The sequence below is a fragment of the Bradyrhizobium nitroreducens genome (assembly GCF_002776695.1).
Lineage (GTDB): Bacteria > Pseudomonadota > Alphaproteobacteria > Rhizobiales > Xanthobacteraceae > Bradyrhizobium > Bradyrhizobium nitroreducens.
Genome location: NZ_LFJC01000003.1, coordinates 2,021,891 through 2,045,995, shown reverse-complemented (window position 1 = coordinate 2,045,995; position 24,105 = coordinate 2,021,891). Strand labels below are relative to the sequence as shown.

The window sequence follows — 24,105 nt, the reverse complement described above, 5'->3', positions numbered from 1 at the left end:
CGTTAGTCACACTGGGACGCTGGGCCTGGAGCATTGCCATAACATTACGCAGTCACTGCTGCGGACGTTTGCCGCAACGGTCATCCGGGGCATGCTCGCGAATGACGACTATGGCGCATGAAGACGACGAAACTCGAAGCCGCTATCATGCGCGCAAGTTCATCGACGGTGAGTGAGAAGCCGTCGAATCAGTGCTACCGAAATTCCGGACCGGGCAGCGCGCCGGGGGTGCGACGCATCTTCAAGTCCAATCGCCGGCCATGTCGGTGCGGCCAAATTAGGTGGGTGCTTTTTCGCGCTCGCAGTCGCGAGCCGGATTCGACGACACTTCAGCCGATGGAAATCTCAGGACGATCGTGGCACCGCCGCCAGGCGTATCGTCGATCGCCACTAGTCCTTTGTGCAAAGCCATCACTTGCGCGACAATTGCCAGACCAAGTCCAGTGCCATCGCCGTCCTGACGGCCGCGCACGAAAGGTTGAAGTACCGCAGATCGGTCGCCTGGTGCGATTCCCGGACCGCGGTCGATCACACGCACCGTCGCCGGAGCCTCCACTTCCACCAAAACCTGCTGACCTTCCCGGGAATGCTGTAGCGCATTGCGAATGATATTGGCGAGCGCAATCCTGATCGCCTGGTCGGATCCGTAGGTTTTGATGGACCCGTCCGGAGCCGAGAATTCGATCTCGACGCCGGAATCCAACGCGCTGGGCGCATGTTCTGCGGCGATCCGCTTCGCTGTTGCGACGAGATCGATTTCCGTTTCCTGCGCCGGCGCCGAGGATAGACGCGCCAGTTGCAGGAGCATTGTTATGATCGAAGACAGTGATTGCAAGTCGGATACGAGCGCCGCTTTCAGTGCTTTGTCGCCGACCCCCTCCAGCCGTGTCCGAGCCCGTGCCAACGGCGTGCGCAACTCGTGCGCTGAGTTGGACAGAAAACGACGCTGTGCCGAGGTCGTCGCGTCAATGCGCTCGAGCGCCCGGTTGAAAGCGCTGACCATCGGGACGAGCTCCAACGGCGCGCTCTTCTCGGGCAAGCGGACACCCTCGCGCGTTCCGTCAATCAATTCGGCCGCGACCGCGACGCGGCGCACGGGGCGCGCGATCAACATTGGTACAATTACAATTGCAGCCAGAATTGTGCCCACGAGCACGATAAAGATAGGTATCCTTATATACGAAGTATCCTGGACAGTGCTCATAAACATCTGCCACCGGCTATAGGCGGCTCCGCCGACCTCGATCAGAGTTTCGCCGGCATCCGTTTGGTCAACCACCGCCGAAAGAGAGCGCCGCGTCGATGTATCGTTCACTGCATATTCAGAAAACGCCGACTTCTTCTGCTCGTTAGCTAAGCCCGCCAAAACACGCTTAGGCACTGGTCCGTACTGGATCACGCTTCGGCCATCGGAGATGACGTACCAAAAGCCCGAAAACATACGTTTGAGCTCCAGGAGCGTTGGCGTCACCTTGGCTGCCTTCGGACTATGCTCGTCGATAATCAGCTCTCCGCGTTCGTCCTGACCAATCGCGGCCTTGATTGCCGTCGCAGCGTCGGAATGCGCGAAGGTGCCGTCGTCGTCCAAAAGACTGAACTGCAGGATCAACACACATGTCAGGACAACGGCGATCACAACGCTCAGAAGCGCTGCGGCGATTAGCGTGATCGAGCCGCGAATGCGGTTCATCTGGTGTCGCACAAGAGGTAGCCGAGCCCGCGCAATGGCTTGATGCTCGCTAGACAACCATTGTCGCGCAAGCGCTTTCGCAATCGTGAGATATGCGCATCGATTGCGTTCGACTGGATTTCGTCGTCAAAGCTGTAGGCGGCTGCTTCCAGCGTATCCCGCAAAACGACTTGCCCGGATCTTCGCGCGAGCGCTTCCAGCAAGGCAAGCTCGCGCCGCGGGATGACGAGTGGCTCACCGTCGATATAAGCCATCCTTGACGTGGCATCGAACATCAGATTGGCAACCGTCACCCTGCCCCTTTGATCCAATTGAAGCCGACGGATGACCGCCTTGGCGCGCGCAATCAACTCGATCGGCTCGAAAGGCTTAGCCAGATAATCGTCAGCTCCGGCGTCAAGCGCGCGCGCGATGTCGTTTGGATCGTCAAGCGCAGTCAGAACGAGCACTCCGGGCCGCGGTTGCAACTGCTTCAGTCGCGCAAGCAGATCGACGCCATCGCCGTCGGGTAAACGTCGGTCGACCACAATCAAGTCAAATTGACGCACTGAGATCGCCGCCAAAGCCTCGTCAAGCGTTGTGACGAGATCTGCGCCACCCAGGGTCCCGGCCAGTTCGGATTTCAACCAAGGCCCCAGCTGTTCATCGTCCTCGATGACAAGTAATCGCAATATAGACTCCTCCGGCGATCCTGGCGCACTGAAGGATGACTGTAACATTACAATAGGATTACCGCCATCTGGCGGCTGGGCCGGCTCCCGGTCGGCCTGTAGCCGAGCTGCGCGCCACAGGCTTCGAAAATGGGCCATTCTTTGCCTCCGTCATCCAACTCCATGTGACCGTTCGTTAACCTAAAGAGAACCCTCTGACATTGCAGGCCGCCGCTTACTCACGACTGTCGATTGCAGACGTATTACGTGATCTGAACCGATCTTCGCTCCGGGAGGGTGCGGTTGCTCGCCCAATACGACCCGTCAAAGGCTGAATGCTATTCTCTAGCCGCTATCAGGGCTGCATGGACCGGGATGGCGCGGCATCAGTGACGCCATTGAGAGGCAGAATAATCTCAAAGATTGAGCCGCCGGTCGCAGATGCCTTGTATGCGGCCCGGCCGTTATGAGACTCCGCGATGGCGCGCACCACAGATAGACCCAGGCCCGACCCACCGAGTTGCCGCGAGCGCGAGACCTCTGCCCGCGAGAACGCGTCGAAGGCGTGGGGGGCAAAGTCCGGACTGAGACCCGGTCCTTGATCCTCGACAGTTACGACGAGGCCGTCGCTATCGACTCTCATCAAGACCTGAAGACGCCCCGGCGTCGCATAGCGGCGCGCATTCTCGAGGAGGGCCAACAATGCCTGCCGCAATCGAACACTATCGCAAGCCAAAACGATTGGGCGAGTGTTCATTTCGACCGAGAAGCCTGCTCCGACGAGCCTTGGCCTCATGACGTCCACCACCTCGCGCACGTCTTGTTCCACGTCCGTCAATACAAAGCGCATCTCAAGTCGACGACTGTCCGACAAGGTAACGATACGAAGATCGTCGACCAGCCGCGACAAGCTTTCAATCTGCCATAATAGAGTTCCAAACAATTCGTCGGTCGGCTCGAACAGCCCGTCAGTGAGACCTTGAATCCGGCCGCGCAGGATCGTCAGCGGAGTTCGAAGCTCGTGTGCGACGGTGGCGTTCCACGAAACCATGGCCTCCGCGGTGTCTTCCAATCGCTGCGCCATCGCATTGAAATCGTCGACCAGGTGGGCCGTTTCGCCCAGCGACCGGTCGCCCGGAGATGCACGGGCCGTCAGATCGCCGGCCGCGATCCTTCGCGCCCCCTCTGCGACAGAGTTCAGGGGAGCAAGGATTCGCTCGGCGAGGCGCAGGGCGGCAACGATCGCGATGATCAGGCACAGGAGGAGAAAGACTGCGATCAATACGAAGTCCGGCGCCTCGGGGAGAAGTGGGGGCGGGCCGGGCGGCGGGGGGAACCAAGTCAGGTAAACCGCGTAGAAGATGAACGAGCCGACGAAAACGATCAGGACCGCAATGGCTACGACCATGCTCATTGACAGGGCGATCTGCCGGCTCAGTCGATACCGCTTCATAGCGCCGCCAGCCGATACCCGATACCGCGAATGACGGACATCATGCCCGACGCGCCAGCCTCGTCGAGCTTGCGGCGCAGATTGCTCACATGGCTGTCGACGGTGCGTTCGAGGGCATCACCACCAGGAAGGCAGGCGTCGACCAACTCACTCCGGCTGAAAGCCCGCATCGGAGACTTCGCCATGTGAGCGAGAAGCCGGAATTCCGTGAGCGTGAGTGACAGCGATCTCACCGCGTCATCGTTCAGGACCCTGGCGAGATAACTTTCGAGATCGATCTCGAGCTTGCCAATCCGAACCACGGCGCTATTGCCCGACGCGCTGGTCCGCCGCAGGACCGCCTTCGCGCGGGCGACGACCTCCGCGGGATTGAACGGTTTGATGACGTAGTCATCGGCGCCGAGACGCAGTCCTTGCAGTCGATCGATGTCCTCGTCGAGCGCCGTGACCATGATCACAGCCGTGTCGCCGCGACGCCGCAACTCGGTCAGCACTTCCCAACCGTCGACTTTTGGCATGTTCACGTCCAGGAGGACAAGGTCAGGCTTCAGAATTGCATGTTGATCGAGCGCGACCTGGCCATCCGCGGCGCTCACGGTTCGAAATCCTTCCCGCGCCAAATAAGCTTCGAGTATCGTGACGATTTCCGGCTCGTCTTCGGCGACAAGGATGAGTTCGTTCATATCTTGTTTGGTCTGGTTGGCTGGCTCATATCACGCGTCACAGCCGCGGCTCGGCGGTGCGTCGGATCGAGCCGCGGAATTTTGGGTCGGCCCGTCCGAACATATGGCCGAATTTCCGTCTGCTGTGAACTCCCGCAAAGACGCGTGGTGACGCGTCGCCAGACCATGCAGTGGACTGAACCATAAGGCATTTCTATTCCCATCCAGTGGATGCCGTCAGCCTCCCGCCGCCTCCATCAAACCTCCATCAAATCTCCACGGACCGCGAACGTCGGGCGCTTAGTTCATCGCCGAAGCCTCGACGGCCTGCCGCGGTGCGGACGGGGGCGCTCAAGCACGTCCTGAAAGTGTCCATCCATGAATCTTCAGTTGACGATCGTCACGGTGACGGCCGTCCTTGCGCTCGCCGGCTGCGAGTCCGGATCAAACGACAAAGGCAGCGCATCGGCGGCTCGTCCCGAGGTGCGTGTTGTCACGTTGCATCCGCGGACTGTCGCCATCACAGCTGAGCTGCCCGGTCGCGTTGTTGCTTCCCTTGTGGCGGAAGTCCGGCCACAGGTCGTGGGGATCATCCTGAAGCGCCTATTCCAGGAGGGAGGCGAGGTCGCCGAGGGGACGCCGCTCTATCAGATCGATCCCGCGCCCTACCAAGCCGCTCATGATAACGCCGTAGCCGCCTTGCAGAAGGCGGAGTCGTCGGTGCCCAGCGCGCAGGCCAAGGTCGATAGATACCAGGGACTGGCGAGGCAGAACGCCGTCAGCAAGCAGGATCTCGATGACGCCGTTGCAGTGCTGGCCCAGGCCCGAGCTGACGTGGCGACCGCCAAGGCGAATGTCGCCACCGCGAGGATCAACCTCGACTATACGACGATCAAGGCGCCGATCGGCGGCCGAACCGACAAGTCCTCGCTCACCCCGGGTGCTCTGGTAACCGCAGGCCAGGCCATTGCCCTCACCACGGTCCGCACGCTCGACCCGATTTACGTCGACGTCACCCAGTCGAGCACCAATCTGCTCAACCTGCGACAAGCCATCGATGCGGGGCGTATCAAGCTCTCGGGCCAGAATGTCAGGGTCAGGTTAAAGCTCGAGAACGGTACGATCTATCCCGTCACGGGTCGTCTCGAATTCGCGGAAGCCAATGTCAATCCGGCGACGGGGACGTTCACTGTCCGAGCGGCGTTCCCCAATCCCGAGCGTCTGCTGCTGCCCGGGATGTATGTCCGGGCCATCGTCGAGGAAGGCGTCGCGCCGAACAGCTTCCTCGTCCCGCAGCGCGCCGTCACGCACAACGTCAAGGGGGAGGCAACCGCACTGATTCTCGGCACAAAGGACAAGATCGAGGAGCGCGTGCTCACGATTGGGCGAAGTATCGGCAATAGCTGGCTCGTCACGGCAGGAGTTGGCGACGGCGACCGCATCGTTGTCGAGGGCCTGCAGTTCGTGCGCGTCGGACAGCAGGCCAAAGCTGCCGAGGTCGTGATCGACGACACCACCGGCGAGGTGCGCGAGCGAGGGCCAGCGACATCCAGGGATCAGGCAAAAGGCTGACGCATGATCTCGGTGTTCTTCATCAACCGGCCGATCTTCGCCTGGGTGATCGCGATCGTGATCATGCTCAGCGGCTTGCTTGCGCTCTCCACGCTTTCCGTTTCGCAGTATCCGGAGATCGCGCCCCCGACCATCCAGATCACCGCCAACTATCCAGGAGCCGACGCGAAGACGGTCGAAAATTCGGTCACCAAGATCATCGAGCAGGGCATGACCGGTCTCGACAATCTTGACTACATGACCTCGACATCGACCTTGACCGGTCAGGCCGAGATCACCCTGACCTTCACCAGCAAGGCCAATCCCGACATCGCACAGATGCAGGTGCAGAATAAGCTTCAGCTCGTCACTGCGTTGCTGCCGACGATGGTTCAAGCCAATGGCCTTACAGTCACCAAATCGTCGAGCGGCTTCCTGATGGTCGTTGGCTTTGTCTCAACCAACGGCAAGATGACCGACACCGATCTGTCCGACTATGTCAAGAGTTCGCTCAACGATACGCTCAAGCGCGTTGAGGGCGTCGGCAACACGCAACTGTTCGGCGCCGGCTATGCAATGCGCATCTGGCTCGATCCGGACAAGCTCGCCAAATACGCGCTCACTCCGACCGATGTCGCGACTGCGATCCAGACGCAAAACACACAAGTCTCGGCTGGACAGCTCGGCGGCCTCCCGGCGCGCAAGGGACAGCAGCTCAATGCCACCGTCACCGCGCAGAGCCGCCTGCAGACACCGGAACAGTTTCGCAACATCATCCTCAGGAGCGCGGCCGACGGCTCACTCGTCCGTCTCGACGATGTCGCGACCGTCGAGCTCGGCGCGGAGGACTACACCAGCGCATCAACCTACAACGGCATGCCGGCAACCGGACTCGCCGTCAATCTGGCGACCGGCGCCAACGCCGTCCGCACGGCGGCGGCGGTCAAAGCGGCTATTGACCGGCTCGCACCGACCTTTCCGGACGGAATGCAGGTCGTCTATCCCTATGACACGACGCCGTTCGTCCAGATCTCGATCGCGCAAGTGACCAACACCCTCGTGGAGGCGATCGTGCTGGTCTTCCTTGTCATGTTGGTGTTTCTGCAGAACGTCCGAGCCACGCTCATCCCGACGCTGGCAGTCCCCGTGGTGCTGCTGGGGACTTTCGCGGTCCTGTCGATCGCGGGGTATTCGACCAACACGCTCACGATGTTCGCCATGGTGCTGGCGATCGGACTACTGGTCGACGACGCCATTGTCGTGGTCGAGAATGTCGAACGCGTCATGCACGACGAGGGCCTGTCGCCGCGCGAGGCGACCCGCAAGTCGATGACCGAGATCACCGGCGCGCTCATCGGAATCACGACGGTATTGTCCGCAGTCTTCGTGCCGATGGCATTCTTCAGCGGTTCGGTCGGCGTCATCTATCGCCAATTCTCGGTCACGATCGTTTCGGCAATGGTGTTGTCGGTCGTCGTCGCACTGGTCCTGACGCCGGCGCTTTGCGCCACGATACTCCGCGCCCCGGGCCCGCACGCCGGCAGGAGGGGTTTGTTCAGCTGGTTCAACCGCGGCATGGAACGTACCACAGAGGCCTATCATGGCGGCGCCAAGGCCATCCTGCGGCGCCCGGCGCGGGGATTTGTAGCATTTGGCGCCATGATCGCTGCGGCCACGTTGCTCTTTACCCGTCTGCCGAGTTCGTTCCTGCCGCAGGAGGACCAAGGTCTGCTCATGGTCAGCGTGCAATTGCCGGTCGGCGCCACGAGCGGCCGCACGGAAAATGTGCTTGACCAGGTCACGCGGCATTTCCTGGATCACGAAGGCAAGGCCGTCGACGGCATCATGACCGTGCAAGGCTTTTCCTTCGGCGGCCTGGGCCAGAATGTGGGGATGGCCTTTGTGCGGCTGAAGGACTTTGCCGAGCGCAAGGCGCCGGAACTCTCTGCCGGGGCGGTCGTGAAGCGAGCGATGGACGTTTTCGCCGGCATTCGAGACGCACAGGTTTTCGCTCTGTCGCCACCTGCGATCGAGGGAATGGGCACGAGCAACGGGTTCGACTTCTATCTCAAGGACATCGCAGGTGCTGGCCACGACAAGCTGCTGACTGCGCGAGACCAATTGCTGTCTGCGGCAGGTCAAACCAGGCTCTTGAGCAACACCCGTCCGAACGGTCAGGACGACACACCGCAGTTCTCGATCGACATCGACCAGGAAAAAGCCAGCGCTCTTGGGATCAACCTGTCCGACATCAATGCCACGTTGTCGATGGCGTGGGGCAGCAGCTACGTGAACGACTTCATCGACCGTGGCCGGGGCAAGAGGGTCTATATTCAGTCAGCAGCCGATTTCCGGATGCAGCCCGAGGATATCGATCGCTGGCAGGTCCGGAACAGCTCCGGCACAATGGTGCCATTTTCGTCGTTCGCAACCGGCCGCTGGACTTTCGGCTCACCTCGTCTCGAGCGCTACAACGGATCGCCCGCCGTCGAGATCCAGGGCGATCCTGCCCCTAGCGTTAGCTCGGGCGACGCCATGAACGAAATCAATCGTCTGGTCGCCGCTTTGCCGGCGGGCTTCAGTCATGATTGGGCGGGCCTGTCGCGGCAGGAGAAGCTATCCGGCAATCAAGCGACCGCGCTTTACGCAATCTCGGTCCTCGTCGTTTTCCTGTGCCTTGCCGCACTCTATGAGAGCTGGTCGGTTCCATTCGCTGTTGTGCTCTCGGTGCCGATCGGCGTTCTCGGTGCTCTCGCCGCAGCATTCCTGTTCGGTCAAACCAACGACGTCTACTTCAAGATCGGATTGCTGACGACGATCGGGCTTGCGGCCAAGAATGCCATCCTGATCGTTGAGTTCGCCATCTCCCACCAACGAGCGGGCATGGCGTTGACGAACGCGACGCTCCTTGCCGCGCGCCAGCGCTTGCGTCCGATTTTGATGACGTCCTTCGCCTTCATCCTGGGCGTGGCGCCACTTGCGATCGCGAGCGGCGCGGGATCTGGCGCGCAGAACTCGATCGGCATCGGCGTCATGGGCGGCATGATCGCCGCCACGGTGGTTGCGATCTTTTTCGTCCCCCTGCTGTTCGTAACCATCTGTCGCGCGTCCAGGCACGCAACCCAGACGGAGGCGACGACAAACGCCGCAGACCCGAGCGCGGGAAATACTTAGGGCCGGCCGACGGGGACGGGTGCAATTCAATGACAAGGTCAACAACGATGGTACCCGGTGTGCCGTACGTCCACACGTCGGCAATGTTGATCATCTTCTCAATGATCCTCGCCGGATGTGCGGTCGGCCCGGATTATCAGACACCGCTCCTGGCAATGCCGTCGCATTGGAGCCAGACAGACGCGACGAAATCCTCACGTCCCCCCGATCTGTCGCGCTGGTGGATGCGTTTGCGCGATCCTGTCCTCAACGACCTGATCGAGGAGGCGGTCGCTGGCAATCTGGATGTCGCCACGGCGAAGGCGAGAGTTCGCGAGGCCCGGGCGAGCTATGGGCAGGCTGTCGGCGCGCTGTTTCCGACGGTCACGAACAGAGATATGGTGACACGGACCAACGGTTCTGCGCTCGCGCCTTCGAACGGCTCGCCGCCTGCGATCGGTACGTCCGCTCAGCCGGGTTCTGGCGCCACCTATACGCTGTTCCAGGCCGGGTTCGATGCGAGTTGGGAGCTCGATTTGTTTGGAGCCAACCGGCGCGCGGTCGAGGCGGCTGCCTACGGCATCGACATCTCCGAACAAAGCCTCGACGCTGCCTTGTTGACGCTCATCGGCGACGTTGCCTCCGATTACGCCCGGGCGCGCGGATATCAAGCCCGTATCGCGCTCGCCCGGCGCAGCGCCGCCTCCCAGGAGGAAACGACCCAGATCACCCGCGACCGGTTTGCGGCTGGCACCGCATCGGCCGTCGACCTCGCGAACGCGATCGGGCAGGCCGCGACCACGAGGTCGGCGATCCCCACACTTCAGGCCTCCTACGTTCAGACCGTGCACCGGCTCTCCGTGCTCACCGGACGCCCACCTGCAGCCCTGCAGGAGCGCTTGGAAAAACCTGCACCCGTCCCCAGGCCAAGACTGCCGATTCCGACCGGAATTCCAGCCGACGTTCTGCTGACCCGTCCTGACGTACGGCTCGCCGAACGTCGATACGCACAATACACCGCCAGAATTGGGCAGGCTGAGGCCGCGCGCTATCCGAGCGCGAGTCTCACCGGAAACATCGCGACGGCCGGCACGCAACTAGGCGACCTCGGCAAGAGTTCATCGATCAGCTGGTCGTTCGGCCCCACTGTGACCGTGCCGATCTTCAACGCCGGCAAGTTGCGCGCGGCAGTCGAGATTGCCGAGGCGCAACGTGATCAGCATTTCGTCACGTATCGGTTGTCGATTCTCACCGCACTAAAGGATGTTGAAGACGCGCTGGTCGCGCTCGGCCAGGAGCGCCTCCGCGCTCGCGCCCTCTCCACCTCGGTCGAGGCCTATCGCGAAGCAGCGAGCCTGTCCCAATCCCTCTACAAAGCCGGGTCTTCGAGCTTCCTCGACGTGCTGACTGCCCAGCGCTCGCTTTACAATGCTGAAGATGCATTGATCGAGAACCAAATTCTTACCGCCATCGACTATATCGCGTTGAACAAGGCGCTCGGGGGTGGATGGGATGGTTCGGTTGATACCTCCAGGCCGGAGACTGTGGATGCTATGACGGGTCCGCGCCCCGTTCGGCCAAATTGATGCGTGGCTCACCGCCGTTGGCTTTACATGCATCGTCCGTTGCCTGAATTCCCGAACGATCGCGAGCTTCGTAATCTAGCCGTAATGTGGGACGACGAAGCTGACATTCGATCCGAGCTGGTTCGGTGGTCGCGCTTGTCTACTCTGCGCGCTCGCCAGATGCAGGCCGTTCGGTAAGTGACGCCAGCCCCGCACTTCCGAACGGCCTGCAGTGGGACTCGCTGAATGCCCTCCATTGTTTCGGGCCGGATCACGTTGGCCGCGCTCATTCGGGGGCATGGCCAACGATCCGGGCGATAGCGGGCCGAAAGGATCCGCTAGCAGGCCGATTGTCTCCGTCTCCCTGATCCACCGGGCCCGTGGCCGGAGATCCGCTTGCGGTTTGCTGTCTTGGTCCAAGTGACCCTCTCGATGGCTACATCCTCAATCGGCGCCATGATCTCCTCGCAATGGCGACGGCAGCCCCTGCCTGCACGACGCACCATCGACCTCCTTCCCAACAATCCGCGAACGGACGCGCTCCACGTAAGGTTATTGCAATGCTCGAGGGGTCTTTACGCATGATCGACTTCGAATTCGTGCGGCCGCCCTTGTCGGGCCGTCCGTGAGGAGGGCTGATGGCAATCGACGCGACACCGCCTAACTCAAATGTGGCCGTTCCCTCGGCAGCTTCAGGAACGGGAAATCCGGGAGCCAGATCGGCTGGCGCGACGAAGTCGGGACTGGCTGACAATTTCGAAACGTTTCTATCCTTGTTGACGACGCAACTGAGGAATCAGAACCCGCTGGACCCGTTGAACGTCAATCAGTTCACTCAGCAACTCGTCCAATTTGCGCAGGTCGAGCAGCAGCTCAAAGGCAACAGCCTGCTTGCGACGCTCGCGAATGGTCAAAAGGCAGTGCAGTCCACGCAAGCGCTGGCCTTCGTCGGTGCAACGGCCGTTGTCGATGGCAGCACCACGACGTTGGCCAGAGGCTCTGCCGGCTGGTCCCTGCAGACGCCGAAGAGGGTGAGTGCCGTCGTCTCGATCACGAATCCGACGGGTCAGACCGTCTATTCGGAAGATCGCACGCTCACGGCGGGCGCGAATAAATTCGCATGGGACGGCAAGGGAAATGACGGGAGAAGGTGGCCCGACGGCGTCTACAAGATCAGCGTAACGGCGAAGGAACGCAGCGATCAGAATGTCCCGATTACGACCGAGGTCCAAGGCATCGTCGATTCGGTCGATCTGACCGCAAGCCCGATCTTGGTGTCGATCGGCGGCCAGAGCTACACGCTTGACAGGATTAAGCGCGTGGTGCGGCCACCAACCGATAGGGCGAACGGCATACTTCGACCGTAGAGTGTCATGGATGCCCGTGCGACGGAAGCTCCGACCGCCTCGATCGCGCGACGTCTCCGGTGAGGCTGAGCAGATCGCCTCCATGAGCCAATTTGGCGGGCGCGCATGAGAGTGGTCATTGCAAGGTGGCTCCGCTCGCGAACGCTCGGGATCAGCGCGAATCCCCCTCGGAAACTACGGAATCTGGAAAAGCCTCATCCAGAATTGCCGCGTTGCGATCCGCGCCCGCGTGACGGCTCTGCTCATGCGGGCGGCGCAGTGTTTGGGGGAGTCAAGCGGTGGCTGCTTGTCTCCAGCCTCCTTGGAATGATTGTCCCCGCAACCGGTTGCTCGGCAATCAATCGCCTGTCGACGATCGGTGAAAAACCGGCATTGTCGTCGATCGACGATCCGACGACCCGGCCAGGCTATAGACCGGTTCAGATGCCGATGCCAACTCCGCAGCCGGCGTCCTACAATCCGAACTCGCTCTGGCGTACCGGATCCCGGGCCTTCTTCAAGGACCAGCGCGCGTCGAAAGTCGGGGATCTATTGACCGTCGCTGTGAGGGTCGCCGATAGCGCCAACATCGCCAATGAGAGCAGGCGCAGCCGCGGCAATAAAGAGAACACAGGCGTCGGCAACTTCCTCGGCGCCAATCTCGTCAAGGATCAGCCTCCGCTGCCAGGTCGTGTGCTCACTGCCGACTCCACGGCCTCCAGCGACGGCAAGGGATCGGTGGTGCGCCGGGAGGGTCTGCAGACCAACGTCGCCGCGGTGGTCACGCAGTTGCTGCCGAATGGAAATCTCGTGGTCGAGGGCAAGCAGGAAATACAGGTCAACAACGAGATTCGCGAACTGAGCGTCGCTGGCATCGTCCGCCCCGAAGATATCCAAAGCGACAACACCATCGATTCGTCAAAGATTGCGCAGGCTCGGATATCTTATGGGGGCCGTGGCCAGATCAGCGACGTTCAGCAGCCGCGGTATGGCCAGCAGGCGCTCGACGTGTTGCTGCCGTTCTAGCAAATTGGATCAACTTTGATCCGGATCGGCCAAACGTCGTCTCGGCGGGACGGCCGGTGCAGGCGCTCGGAGATCTGCGCCGAGATGCTCGCCGCGGGTCCCGTCATCGTACTTCGCCCGAGTTCGTGGTCACTCGACTAACGGCGTTCCGGACCCAGGGCACCGCTGGCCGTATTCACGCGGCACGCTCGACGAAAGCCGCATACGCCGGCGAGCTTGGCAGCTCTTCCTGCGATGGACGCTCATTTCTCTCGTCTGATACCCGCCACTGCTGACGGCCGGTCGGACGCATCGCTCCGTGCGCGATCAATGCACTGCAATGTCGGCCGCAATCTAATCTCAAATTCGGGAAACACCGGGCGCTGGTGGCAGCCTTGCCGTGAGATGTGCGGGGCCAATCGTTCGACGGATATCCAAGCGTCGATTCGTCGGCGTGAACGAGTGATCGAAGCGGCAAAGTACAAAACGTACCGTGTTCGGGACGCTAGGTGCCCTAATGCACGGCGTTCGCGTCTCATCTTTACACCTGAATAAATTGCCCGGGGGCCAACCTTCTGCGTGTCGCACGATCGAAGCGACGGAGAAACCAGAAGGACCTCAGCTATGCCCTCCGATATCACCCTATCCGCTGCCACACGTCAGAACCTGCTGTCACTGCAGGACACAGCGGCACTGCTCGCAACCACGCAGTCTCGCCTCGCGACCCAGAAGAAGGTCAATTCCGCGCTGGACAATCCGGTCAACTATTTCGCAGCTCAAGGCATGAGCGCGCGCTCGGCGGATCTGCTGTCCCTCATGGATGGGATCTCCAATGGCATCCAGACCATTCAGGCCGCCAACCAGGGCATCACCCGCATTCAAGGGCTCGTCGATTCCGCCAAGAGTACCGCGCAGCAGGCACTTGCCGTGCAGAACACAGCCTCCGGCTCGACTGCGACCGGAGCGGTCGTGGCGGCCGCAAGCGGAAAGTCTCTCCTCGGCGGCGGCACGGGTGCCGCTGCAGATGGCACTCACGACTACAGCGGCGCCACGACCGCGTCGATCTTCACCCTGACCGACAATTTCGGCAATTCCGCCACTATCACCCTGGACCGGGCCCACTTGGCACCGAGTGCGAAGGACGTGTCGAAGGTCACTTCGGCGGAGATCCTCACCCAGATCAACCAACAGCTCGGACAGGCGGGCGGCTTTGCTACCGCTTCGTTGACCAATGACGGCCGGCTGACTTTCACCTCGACCCTCACGGGCTCGGACGCCAAGGTGACGATTGGTGGCGGCAGCGCCGCAAACACGGTCGATGTCGGCTTCGGCACCGGCAGCATCACGACGGTCAGTGCCACTGGCATTGACGCGACCGATGGGTCGGCCAAGGCAAGCGTCACGGGCGCAGCCATCACCGCGCTTGGCGCGGCGAGCAACTTCGATCTGACGAGCGGGGATGCTTCGATCACGGTCCAGCTGGGGAACGGACTCACCAAGACGATTAACCTCAACAAGACCGCTGACGCGACGCTCGGCGTTGCCACGCTGAAGGCGCAGGACATTGCAGGCGCTATCAACCGCCAGCTCAACGCCGATACCGGAATTTCGGGCAAGGTGATCGCGACCTACGACAACACGGCCGGTACGGTCTCGCTGCGAACCACGTCGGCAGGAGGCGACCAGAAGCTGACGGTGACCTCGGCAGCGGCCAGCACCAAGGACATCGGCTTCGGCGTCGGAGGCGACGCAACCAAGGCCAGGATCGGGGCCGGTGCTGGCGCTACGGCAGCGAACGGCACCAATCAGCGTGCCGCCCTTGCGCAACAGTTCAATGATCTGTTGACGCAGATCTCGATGGCAGCGCAGGACGCGCGCTTCCAGGGTGTCAATCTGCTCTACAGGTCGGGCAGCGACCCCAAGGAAAACACGCTGCATATGACCTTCAACGAGAAGGATACGAGTTACCTCGACATCAAGGGCGTGAAATTCGACTCGGCAGGTCTTGGGATCACCCAGTCAACCGGAAATTTCGCGACGAACGATGAGGTCAAGGGCGCGTTGAGCCAGTTGATGAACGCGTCATCGACGCTGCGCAGCCAGGCCTCGACGTTCGGCTCGAATCTGACGGTGATCCAGAATCGGCAGAGCTTCACCAAGAGCATCATCAACATTCTCGACGTCGGCGCAAACAACTTGACGATCGCCGATCTGAACGAGGAGACGGCGAACCAGAACGCGTTGAGCCTGCGCAATTCGCTCGGCATCTCGGCGTTGTCGCTCGCCAACCAGGCGCAGCAGGGAATTCTGCAGCTTCTCCGAGGTTAAGGCGCCGCCCGACCTGCGGGAGGGGGCGGGCGCCACGTGTTCCATGAATTCAGGACGTGGCGCCCGCTATCCACCGGATATCGACCTGCGTTGTGGCACCCGCCCGTCTTCCCGATTGGATCCGGGGACGAGCAAGCAGCGCAACTTCAATGCATGTCTCCCCCGTGCCGCCGTGAACTGGCGCGGAGCAGATCAAGAACACGTTCGATTGATCCCGAGCAGTTCAGCGGACCGGCGTCGGAGACGGTCGAAACATCCTTCCAGCTGCTCACGACGAGGTAACAATGAGCATTTCGACCGCATTGCAGACTGCTTTCAGCGGAATGAAAGCGCAGTCATTCGCCATCGCCAACATCTCTGGCAACATCGCGAATTCGCAGACGCCTGGCTACAAATACATCGATACCAGCTTCGCGGATCTGGTGACGGCGCAAACTCCCAAGCAAACGATGGCGGGAAGCGTCGTCGCGGAAGCGAGGTTCACGACAGCTCTTCAGGGCCCACTCCGGGCCACTGGCATTGCCACCAACATGGCGATCAACGGCCCAGCCTTCTTCACAGTCCAGCAAAAGACCGGTGATGCCAAGTTCTCGGGTACCTCTCTGTATACACGACGCGGTGACTTCATCCTCAACAAGGATGGCTATCTAGTCAACGGGGCCGACGGCTACTTGTTCGGCAACAATCTCGACCCCGCGACCGGCAGTGTGACGTCCTCCGGCCCGATCAAGATTGCGAATGCGAGTTTGCCAAGTCGACAGACTACGAAGATCGACTATGCCGCCAACCTGCCAAAGATGCCGGCAACAACAGCATCGGCCAGTGGTGACTCGACACCCTATTCCGTCGCAAGTGCGGTTGTGACCGACCCGTCGCTGACGGCGCCGGATACCAGCAAGAAAGTCCTGGCGGCGCAAGCGTCGGCTTTCCTGGATAAGTCAATTGCCGGTCCATCCCTGACGCTCTACGCACCCGGTGGTGGCCCGGTTTCCTTCTCCACCCGTTGGGCCAAGGTGCAGGACGCGGCTCCGACGGCAGCGCCGCCGAAGAACGCCGTCTGGAACCTGTTCTACTCATCGAGCGCGACAGCCGCAAAACCCAGCGACTGGACCAATGTCGGTTCACCGTTCTCCTTCGATTCGTCCGGCAAATTGGTGCCGCCGGCAAGTGCCACCGTGGCCGCTGACGGCAGCGCCTCGCTGAGGATCCCGCAAGTCGTCGTCGATGGCGTGAACGTTGGGGACATCACGTTGAATTTGAATCTGGGAGGTCTCACGCAATATGCGACGACTTCCACTGCCGTGACAACCAACACGCTGATCCAGGATGGCTACGCGGCTGGATCGCTCAAGAATCTCTCCGTGACAGCGGAGGGGACCATCGTCGGCACCTTCTCAAACGACATGACGGCGTCGCTCGCGACCGCCGGAATCGCCAGCTTCGCGAACCCGAACAGCCTCAGAGCCACGTCCAGCGGGAGTTACGAACATACCCGGGATTCGGGTCCGCCGATCGCCGGCCTGAATAATTCGACGATCGTCGGAGGCAACGTCGAAGCATCCAATAGCGACGTCGCAGGGGAATTCTCCAGGCTGATCGCGACCCAGCAGGCGTACTCCGCCAACGTGAAAGTAATGACCACTGCGAAGGAGATGATGTCGGATCTGCTCAATGCGATCCGGTGATCAGCTGTCGAGGCGTACGCGCTGCGGAGACATAGGATGCTGACGAATGCCTTCAACACGGCCTCAGCCGGCCTTCAGGCGACGCAGATCGCCATTGGGATCGTTTCCCAAAACGTCGGGAATGCGGGGGCGGTCGGTTATGTGAAGCGTTCCGTAGTGGCGGTCCCATCTGGGCCCGCCAATTCCGGAGTGGCGGTCAGTACAGTCAGTCGCATGTTTGACGATGCGGCGTTGAAGCAATTGCGCCTTGAGGGCTCGCGCGCGGCCTATGCGTCCACTATGGCTGGGACCTTGGCGCAGGTCGACAAGCAGTACGGTAAACCCGGCGACTCCACTTCACTCGACGCTCGTCTCAATGCCTTCACCCAGGCTCTTCAGGGGTTGGCGTCCAACCCCGCCTCGGCCGCCATTCGAGGCTCGGTCCTGAACACCGCCTCCAACCTCAGTCGCCAGATCCAGGGCATTTCGAATAATCTGCAAGGCCTTCGCTCGGGCCTCGAAAACCGCCTTGTCAGCGAAGTCGCCACAGCGAGTAGCCTGCTGGGTGCGATCGCTGAGCTGAATGTGAAGGCAGGCGCGACCTTGGACGCCGCCGCGCGCGCCGACATTCTCGATCGGCGCGATCAGCAGATCACACAACTCTCCTCCTACTTGGACGTGACCGCTATGGCACAACGTGACGGTACGGTTACCTTGATGACGGGGTCGGGCGTGATCCTGCTCGATCACGGAGCTGCGACCACACTCAGCTTCGACGCGCGCGGCACACTTGGCCAGTCATCCGCATTTTCGACAGATCCATCGACGCGCGGCGTCGGTACGATTACCGCCACGATGCCTGGCGGAAGCAGAATTGATCTCGGCTCTCGCGGCATGTTGCAATCGGGTTCGATGGCGGCAGCACTGGAGTTGCGCGACACGCTGCTGCCGCAAGCTCAACGCCGGCTCGACGATCTTGCCTTCGGCCTCGCTCAATCGCTCACCGACAAGACCACAAGCGCGACTCAGCGCGCGAGCGGCTTCGAACTGAAGTTGACAGACGTCGCCAACGTCAAACCCGGGAATCACATCACGATATCGTTCGGGGCGGGTGCAGCGGAACGCAACGTAATTCTTGTCGCGTCAAACCTCGCGTCGCGGCCGGCGGATGCGAGCCAGACCGTCGATTCCAATGCCCGCGTGCAGACATTCACGATCCCTCCGGCTCCGGCGACAGCGCTGGATTATGCGAACGCGATCTCGTCTGCGCTCTCTGCTGTTTCTCCAGGCCTGGCCGCAACGAGCACGACCGCCGGTACGCTGACGATATCCGGGGCGGGCGTCCAGGGTATTACCGCGACGATCACCCAGCCCACGTCTGTGAGCGATGTTTCGGATACTTATCCGCAACTGCCGCTTTTCGTGGACGGGGCGGGCAATATGCTGGTCTCGGGGTCGCTCGATGGCGCTCCTCAGCGCGTAGGGTTGTCCCAAAGGCTGACCGTGAATGCCGCTCTGACCGCCAATTCGTCTCCGCTTGCCGCCACGGGCGGCACGGCGACCAGCTCTCGGGCACAATTCCTCTACGATGCTCTGACGAGTGCCAAGCAGACGTTTTCGTCATCGAGCGGCGTCGGCGGCAGCCAGGTGCCGTATAGCGCCACTGTGGCTTCGTTCGCCCGCGACGTAGTTGCAGCCGAGGGCGCCGCCGCAGCATCCGCGAGAACAAACGAGGAGCAGCAGAACGTCGCCCTCACGACGGCGCAAGGGTGGTTTTCGAAAGGCGCCGCCGTGAACGTCGATGAGGAGATGTCGCATCTGATCGCTCTGCAGACTGTCTACGCCGCCAATGCCCGCGTGCTGACGGCGGTCCGCGAAATGCTGGACGTTCTTCTGCGGTCATGAGGACACACGCCATGACATCCATTCTGACCTCCGTTCCTGGCAACTATTTCCTCAACCGTACGACGTCCGATCTGCTCGCGCTCAGGAGCCAGTTCGATCGTCTGTCGACCCAATTGAGCAGCGGCCGGGTCGCGGATACATATGCAGGATTGGGCCTCGCTCGCTCTGAGAGTCTCGATGCGCGCTCAATTCTCAGCGCACTCGCTGGCTATGATGCCGCTATTGCGAATGCAAAACCTCGCGTCGAGCTGACTTCGACCAGTCTGGCGCAGATCTCGCAATCGCTCGGGATGGTGCGCACGAGCCTTACGAGCAATGCCACGGAAGTCGGTACGACCGCCAAACTGGCCCGGGCAGGTCTCGACAGCACCATAGACGCGTTGAAGCGGCAATTTGCCGGGCGCTACATCTTTGGTGGCCTGGACGGCGGCGTTCCGCCGGTCGCATCAGCCGATGTTCTCCTCGACGGCGACACGAGTGATCCGGCAAGACCGTTGGCTGGCCTCAATATCCTTGTTTCGGACCAGATCAAGGCAGATCAAGGTGCCGGCACCGGTCGCTTGACGGTGGCAACCCCAACGCCAGGCAGTGTCCTCGTCCTGGAAGATGCCGACGCAGGTGTCAGGGCCAATTTTGGGTTTATGCTGGCGGGTCCTCCCGTCGCATCCGGCGCCTTTGCCGCGATCAGCTACTCCGCAAGCGCACAGGAAGGCGCAATTCCCCGCTTTTCCCAGGCCCCCACCGCAACAGACCACTTTCGGGTCGTGGCCAACCAGGCCGGAGGCGGCCAAAAGGCCTACGATCTGAGCGGGGCAGACCTTGCCGATATCAGCTCCGCTGCGAAGGCTGCATCTTCCTTGCAGACGCTGATCGGCAGCGGAAAGATCGCCAGCGTGCAAAGCGCGACGCCGCCGGGCCTCACGGCCTCGTTCGCGAATGTCAGCCCACCCGCTTCCTTCACGATCAACATTGCCTCACAACCTGTCGCAGGTGACCAGGTTTCGATCAAGCTCGCCTTGCACGATGGCACCGCGACAACGCTGACCCTGCAGGCGCAACGGAATGCCGAGGCGGGCTCGACGACCGACTTCACGATTGGTGTCACGCCAGCGGCGACCGCGCAGAACTTTTCCGATACTCTGCAGCGCGCGCTCAACCGGGCATCGGAAACGGCCCTCGCTGCAAGTGCAACGGTTCGCGCGACCCAAGACTTCTTCGCTGGATCGAGCATCCCGGGACTCGCGCCGCGACGGATACAGTTTTCAGGGCCGACACCGAGCTACATCCAGACCCCACCAGAGTCGACCGTGATCTGGTACAAGGGGGAGACCTCGGCCACCGATCCCCGTGCAACCACCACGGTGCGGACCGGGAGCACCAGCACGGCCGCGATCGGAGCGCGCGCCAACGAAGAACCCATTCGCGCTGCATTGACTGCTTTGGCCGCCGTCGCGGTAAGCGATCGAGGAGGAGCCAAAGCACCTATGGCGGACCGATTCAAGGAGTTCGTGGCGCGAACGGGCACACTGCTTTCGCAGAAAGAGTCGCTCGAGGGAATGTCCAACGAGTTTGGTCTCGCATCGCGCGGGCTTTCCGAAGCGCAGGAGCACAACAAGTCGCAGCGAGCCATCTTTCAATCGGAGCTGGACGGCATCGAGAATGTCTCGATCGAGGAGCTCGTGACCAGGCTCGTCGATACTCAAAACAGACTGCAGGCCAGCTATCAGGTGACGTCGATGCTGTCCAAGCTGACGCTGGTCAACTACCTCCGATAGCTCGTGTCATGTCCTCCCTCGCAAAGCGGTCGAACACGAACATCTCGGGGCGCGCCGTCCTCGAGCAACCACGTAATTCAACGGTAAGGCGCTTGACGAACATGGCCCCGTTTGGAGGTCTGGCCGATTCGCCTATGACGCACAAGCTGATAGACCCGCGATTCTCGGAGATAGAGGACGATCAAGTGAGATTGCAGGCTTGGCAGGAGCTCACGTCAAGTCTGTTCGTGTCCAGCAGCGACAGGACAGCAGTCCCAGGTCGCGATCTCTTCTTCCGATGCTACAACCTGGATCGGATGCTGTTCTTTGATCATGCAGCTTGCGCCCACAGTGCCGAACGAACGGTACCCCAGATCGTGGCTCAAGGGGTCGATCACATCCTTATCGGGCTACAAACGTCCGGTGTAACCCGCCTGACCTGCGCGAACGGTGAAGCAGTCGCGCGGGTTGGAGATTTCTTCATCCTGGACCTTGCCCAGAGAGTCCAATCCGAGACTGACGGCATGGCCGCAATTCATATCTGCGTTCCAAGGCGCCGCTTTGAAAGCCAGGTCGGGAAGCTGAGCGCTCGCCACATGCAAGTCCTCCCCTCCGACAGCAGCCCACTTCTGAAGTTGACGGCCGATCACCTCCTCAACATGAGAGCGTGCCTTCGTCGCGCCGACGCGGAACAACGAAGCGCACTGACCTCTGCCGCACTCGCGATCTGCAACGCCGCTTTTGCGCAAGGCAGAGGTGACCCATGCGATCATCCGATCGTTGCTGCAATCGAAGTCCGGCAATTCATCGACGATCATATCGATCGTCAAGACCTCGGAGTCGAGCTGCTCGGCGCCCGTTTCGGTCTCTCACGGACTCCGCTCTACAAGCTGTTTGAGACCGATGGCGGCGTAGCGAGCTATATTCGCAATCGCCGGCTCGCCCGCGCAATGCGCATTCTTGCCGGGGTGGAAGGCGGACCTCGGCAACGTGTTTCGTCGGTTGCCTATGCCTGTGGGTACGAGTCGGAGAAGATCTTCAGCCGCGCCTTCCGCCGACGATACGGCGTCAATCCGCGGGACGTGAACAAGACGTTCCAAGGCATTGCCGTGCGCGAGAAAGGCAAGCTTTTGGCGTCATGGATACAGGGCTTGTAGCAACAGCCGTCATCTCCGGCACTCGAGGCTGTGCGGCTTTGGTGCCGCTCGCCGCGTCGGTCCGCACCTGGAGCAGCGCTGTGCTGCTCACGGCGTGGAGGTACGAGAAACGCAATGATATTTCGTGTGCTTCCCGGAACGCCCAGCAGCCGTGATTGAACGGTAAAGTCGTGCCTGACGTAGTTTCCGGCTGCGACCGCCATCCGCTCTACCCATTCGATGCAACCTGGCTGGTCATCGAAGCAGAGCGCTGCCCAACCCTGCTCCAATGTCAGTTGGTGAGGCAGTTCCAGCGCATACCGATAGGCAAGGGGTCGTCCGTAGTGAGGGTGGTCGGAGCTGTAGAAGGCGATCGCCAACCCAAGGTCGTCGTTACCTCCGACAATAGCAAGTGGAAGTGTCGTTAGCTCGCTCCATCGGCGGGTTAGTTCGTCTGCCGCTTGGCGATAGAAGCTCCGTCCTTCTTCGTAGCCTTGGCTGTTCCGGTAAAGCGCGTGGACGGGCGCCGCGATCAGAACCGCTGCGATTGCAATGCAGGCAACGAGGACCGCTGCGTTCACGACATAGAACCGTTCGATCCGATAACTAGCGCCGCATACGACAGGTACAGCAAACAGAAACAATCCCTGCAGCGCCCACAAGGACGGAAGGTCGGTGCCGACCGCGAGCGACGTGATTACAGGCAGAGCAACAGTACCTATCGCAACGCTATACAGCAGCTTGAGCCCCGAGTTCATCAGCACGAAATCCTGAGAAAAGCGCGTGAGCCGACAACCAGCCATTACCGTCCACGTTGCGGTGGACACGCCCATCGCGGCAGCAAGCCCCAGAATGAAGTTACCGGCATCGTGGAATGACCTCGAGCCGTCTGCGCCAGTATGCTCCAACGCGTAGTGGAGAGGCGCGGCTCCCGTCGTCGCAAGCCAGTAGAGATGCGGCGACAGTGTGATGAGACCGACTGCGGCGGCGATCCAGGGCGAAACCGAGAAGAAATACTCGCGCCGAAAAGGATGGGAGATCGCCGCAATCGCAAAGCTCACGATTAGGAAGATTGAATAGTACTTGCCTAACATCGCCAACGCGCTCGCAAGTCCCGCCGCCACCGCCCACATCGCGCCCCGTGTCTCAAAAGCCCGCAAGAAGCAGTAGGTGGCAAGGGGCCAGGTCGCGAGGAGTACCGAGTTGGCGTTGAAGCGCTGGGCGTGAAACTGATACGCAGGCGTCAGCATCAGCAGGAGGAGCACGATCACCCGCTTGTCGCCGGTCACGAAACGTCGCGAGACAAGGTCGACAAACCAAAGGGCCAAAGCCGCATTTGTCATCGCCATCAGCTGCAAAGACCAGTTGGTCAACGGAAACAAGGACGTCCAGGCCGCGGTAACCCACCCCATCAAAGGCGGATGCTTGGGATAACCCCACGCCAAGTCTCGTCCAAACGTCCACGTTTCCAGGACGTCGGGATGCAATCCGGCGCCGAGATAAGCGATCGACAAGTATGTCGTCCAGACCGCCACAAAGCAGAGCAGTAGCAAGGGTATGGACCACCCTGCTTCGACCCCCTCCAGCCACCGGATGAAAGGGCGGCGCCATGCGGCTGGACAGCGATCTGACCGTTGAGCCAGTGCCAAGAACGTCAGGTCCATTGGTTTGCCACTCAGCGGGGATTATGACCGCTGGAGCATGGCCCACGCGAAGCCCGCGCAGATCGACCGAGAGGCGTCCCGGTCTTGGCCGCGACGGCCATAACGCCGCAGATCATCGAGATCTTCAGCGAAGCGGGGAGGGGATTATCCCTCGTCGACGTGTTGTTCTTGAGCATGCGGCCGAAAATCTCCGGTCTATGTGCCGGTCGCCCCATTTGGCTGGCACGCAGATGGACATGCTCTTTATGACAATCATTGCGATCGTCTGACGCCCTGTCGAAGGATCGGTCACGAGAGCCCAAGTTCGGCTGCGCCGATTGCGACTATGCGTCGCGGCCATTGAGTGGAAACGAAAGCGGAAATTCATCGCGCACTTGGGCGAACTGCGAGCTCGCAGTCATCTCGGCCCCAACCCGCAGCTGTGCGACCATGTCGACGGATCGGAAGTTCATTGTCGCGCCAGGGACAGGCCCAGTGGGAGTGTCGATGCCGTCCGCTCAGCCGAGCCAGGATTTCTCACCGGACTTCGATGCGTAATGTAGTGGTAATCCTGGCGATCAATCAAACGAAGCTGTATCG

14 protein-coding genes and 1 pseudogene are annotated in these 24,105 nt (G+C 61.1%); 10 read left to right on the top strand and 5 right to left on the bottom strand.

Going from position 1 to position 24,105, the window contains the following annotated elements; translation table 11 throughout:
• Positions 1–277 precede the first annotated feature (277 nt).
• The 4 genes from TSA1_RS10115 to TSA1_RS10100 all read right to left on the bottom strand — a co-directional run bounded on the left by TSA1_RS10115 (position 278) and on the right by TSA1_RS10100 (position 4,476).
• Entirely contained in the window at positions 278–1,690 is a 1,413-nt protein-coding gene (locus TSA1_RS10115; protein ID WP_100176221.1) for a sensor histidine kinase, read from the bottom strand.
• Positions 1,687–2,361, bottom strand: a complete 675-nt coding sequence (locus tag TSA1_RS10110; protein ID WP_100181065.1) for a response regulator — start codon at positions 2,359–2,361, stop codon at positions 1,687–1,689. The genes TSA1_RS10115 and TSA1_RS10110 overlap by 4 nt, the downstream gene beginning before the upstream one ends.
• 334 nt (positions 2,362–2,695) lie before the next feature.
• Positions 2,696–3,754: an ATP-binding protein gene (locus tag TSA1_RS10105; RefSeq protein ID WP_245448192.1), complete on the bottom strand. Its 1,059-nt coding sequence runs from the start codon at positions 3,752–3,754 to the stop codon at positions 2,696–2,698.
• 35 nt (positions 3,755–3,789) lie between these two features.
• Positions 3,790–4,476, bottom strand: a complete 687-nt coding sequence (locus tag TSA1_RS10100; RefSeq protein ID WP_100176219.1) for a response regulator — start codon at positions 4,474–4,476, stop codon at positions 3,790–3,792.
• Between the two features lie 357 nt (positions 4,477–4,833).
• Between TSA1_RS10100 and TSA1_RS10095 the strand changes: the two genes are divergently transcribed.
• The 10 genes and pseudogenes from TSA1_RS10095 to TSA1_RS40625 all read left to right on the top strand — a co-directional run.
• Complete coding sequence (locus tag TSA1_RS10095) at positions 4,834–6,027, top strand: efflux RND transporter periplasmic adaptor subunit (RefSeq protein WP_100176218.1); 1,194 nt, start codon at positions 4,834–4,836, stop codon at positions 6,025–6,027.
• Between the two features lie 3 nt (positions 6,028–6,030).
• Positions 6,031–9,180, top strand: a complete 3,150-nt coding sequence (locus TSA1_RS10090) for an efflux RND transporter permease subunit (protein ID WP_283814354.1) — start codon at positions 6,031–6,033, stop codon at positions 9,178–9,180.
• Positions 9,181–9,263: 83 nt separating this feature from the next.
• Positions 9,264–10,745: an efflux transporter outer membrane subunit gene (locus tag TSA1_RS10085; RefSeq protein ID WP_347338525.1), complete on the top strand. Its 1,482-nt coding sequence runs from the start codon at positions 9,264–9,266 to the stop codon at positions 10,743–10,745.
• Positions 10,746–11,362: 617 nt separating this feature from the next.
• A complete protein-coding gene (locus TSA1_RS10080) occupies positions 11,363–12,091 on the top strand; it encodes a flagellar hook assembly protein FlgD (RefSeq protein ID WP_100176216.1) in 729 nt (242 codons plus the stop codon).
• 306 nt (positions 12,092–12,397) lie between these two features.
• Positions 12,398–13,096 carry a flagellar basal body L-ring protein FlgH gene (flgH, locus tag TSA1_RS10075; RefSeq protein WP_245448539.1) on the top strand — a complete coding sequence of 233 codons (699 nt, stop codon included), beginning with the start codon at positions 12,398–12,400 and terminating at the stop codon, positions 13,094–13,096.
• 603 nt (positions 13,097–13,699) lie between these two features.
• On the top strand, positions 13,700–15,403 hold the full coding sequence (locus tag TSA1_RS10070; protein WP_100176214.1) for a hypothetical protein: 1,704 nt from the start codon (positions 13,700–13,702) through the stop codon (positions 15,401–15,403).
• 284 nt (positions 15,404–15,687) lie between these two features.
• Positions 15,688–17,088 (top strand): flagellar hook protein FlgE, encoded by a 1,401-nt coding sequence (locus TSA1_RS10065; RefSeq protein WP_100176213.1) that lies wholly within the window; start codon positions 15,688–15,690, stop codon positions 17,086–17,088.
• Positions 17,089–17,124: 36 nt separating this feature from the next.
• Positions 17,125–18,972, top strand: a complete 1,848-nt coding sequence (gene flgK / locus TSA1_RS10060) for a flagellar hook-associated protein FlgK (protein ID WP_100176212.1) — start codon at positions 17,125–17,127, stop codon at positions 18,970–18,972.
• Positions 18,973–18,983: 11 nt separating this feature from the next.
• A complete protein-coding gene (locus TSA1_RS10055) occupies positions 18,984–20,747 on the top strand; it encodes a hypothetical protein (RefSeq protein ID WP_100181063.1) in 1,764 nt (587 codons plus the stop codon).
• Between the two features lie 8 nt (positions 20,748–20,755).
• A pseudogene (locus TSA1_RS40625) lies at positions 20,756–21,754 on the top strand (helix-turn-helix domain-containing protein); the annotation flags it as partial.
• Here the strand turns inward: TSA1_RS40625 and TSA1_RS10045 are convergent.
• A complete protein-coding gene (locus TSA1_RS10045) occupies positions 21,733–23,526 on the bottom strand; it encodes a glycosyltransferase family 39 protein (protein WP_245448190.1) in 1,794 nt (597 codons plus the stop codon). The pseudogene TSA1_RS40625 and the gene TSA1_RS10045 sit on opposite strands and share 22 nt — an antisense overlap.
• Positions 23,527–24,105: the final 579 nt, after the last annotated feature.

Coding starts and splice junctions, on each gene's coding strand:
- TSA1_RS10115 (WP_100176221.1), bottom strand. CDS start 1,690: ATGAACCGCATTCGCGGCTCGATCACGCTAATCGCCGCAGCGCTTCTG.
- TSA1_RS10105 (WP_245448192.1), bottom strand. CDS start 3,754: ATGAGCATGGTCGTAGCCATTGCGGTCCTGATCGTTTTCGTCGGCTCG.
- TSA1_RS10100 (WP_100176219.1), bottom strand. CDS start 4,476: ATGAACGAACTCATCCTTGTCGCCGAAGACGAGCCGGAAATCGTCACG.
- TSA1_RS10095 (WP_100176218.1), top strand. CDS start 4,834: ATGAATCTTCAGTTGACGATCGTCACGGTGACGGCCGTCCTTGCGCTC.
- TSA1_RS10090 (WP_283814354.1), top strand. CDS start 6,031: ATGATCTCGGTGTTCTTCATCAACCGGCCGATCTTCGCCTGGGTGATC.
- TSA1_RS10085 (WP_347338525.1), top strand. CDS start 9,264: ATGTTGATCATCTTCTCAATGATCCTCGCCGGATGTGCGGTCGGCCCG.
- TSA1_RS10080 (WP_100176216.1), top strand. CDS start 11,363: ATGGCAATCGACGCGACACCGCCTAACTCAAATGTGGCCGTTCCCTCG.
- flgH (WP_245448539.1), top strand. CDS start 12,398: ATGATTGTCCCCGCAACCGGTTGCTCGGCAATCAATCGCCTGTCGACG.
- TSA1_RS10070 (WP_100176214.1), top strand. CDS start 13,700: ATGCCCTCCGATATCACCCTATCCGCTGCCACACGTCAGAACCTGCTG.
- TSA1_RS10065 (WP_100176213.1), top strand. CDS start 15,688: ATGAGCATTTCGACCGCATTGCAGACTGCTTTCAGCGGAATGAAAGCG.
- flgK (WP_100176212.1), top strand. CDS start 17,125: ATGCTGACGAATGCCTTCAACACGGCCTCAGCCGGCCTTCAGGCGACG.
- TSA1_RS10055 (WP_100181063.1), top strand. CDS start 18,984: ATGACATCCATTCTGACCTCCGTTCCTGGCAACTATTTCCTCAACCGT.
- TSA1_RS10045 (WP_245448190.1), bottom strand. CDS start 23,526: ATGGACCTGACGTTCTTGGCACTGGCTCAACGGTCAGATCGCTGTCCA.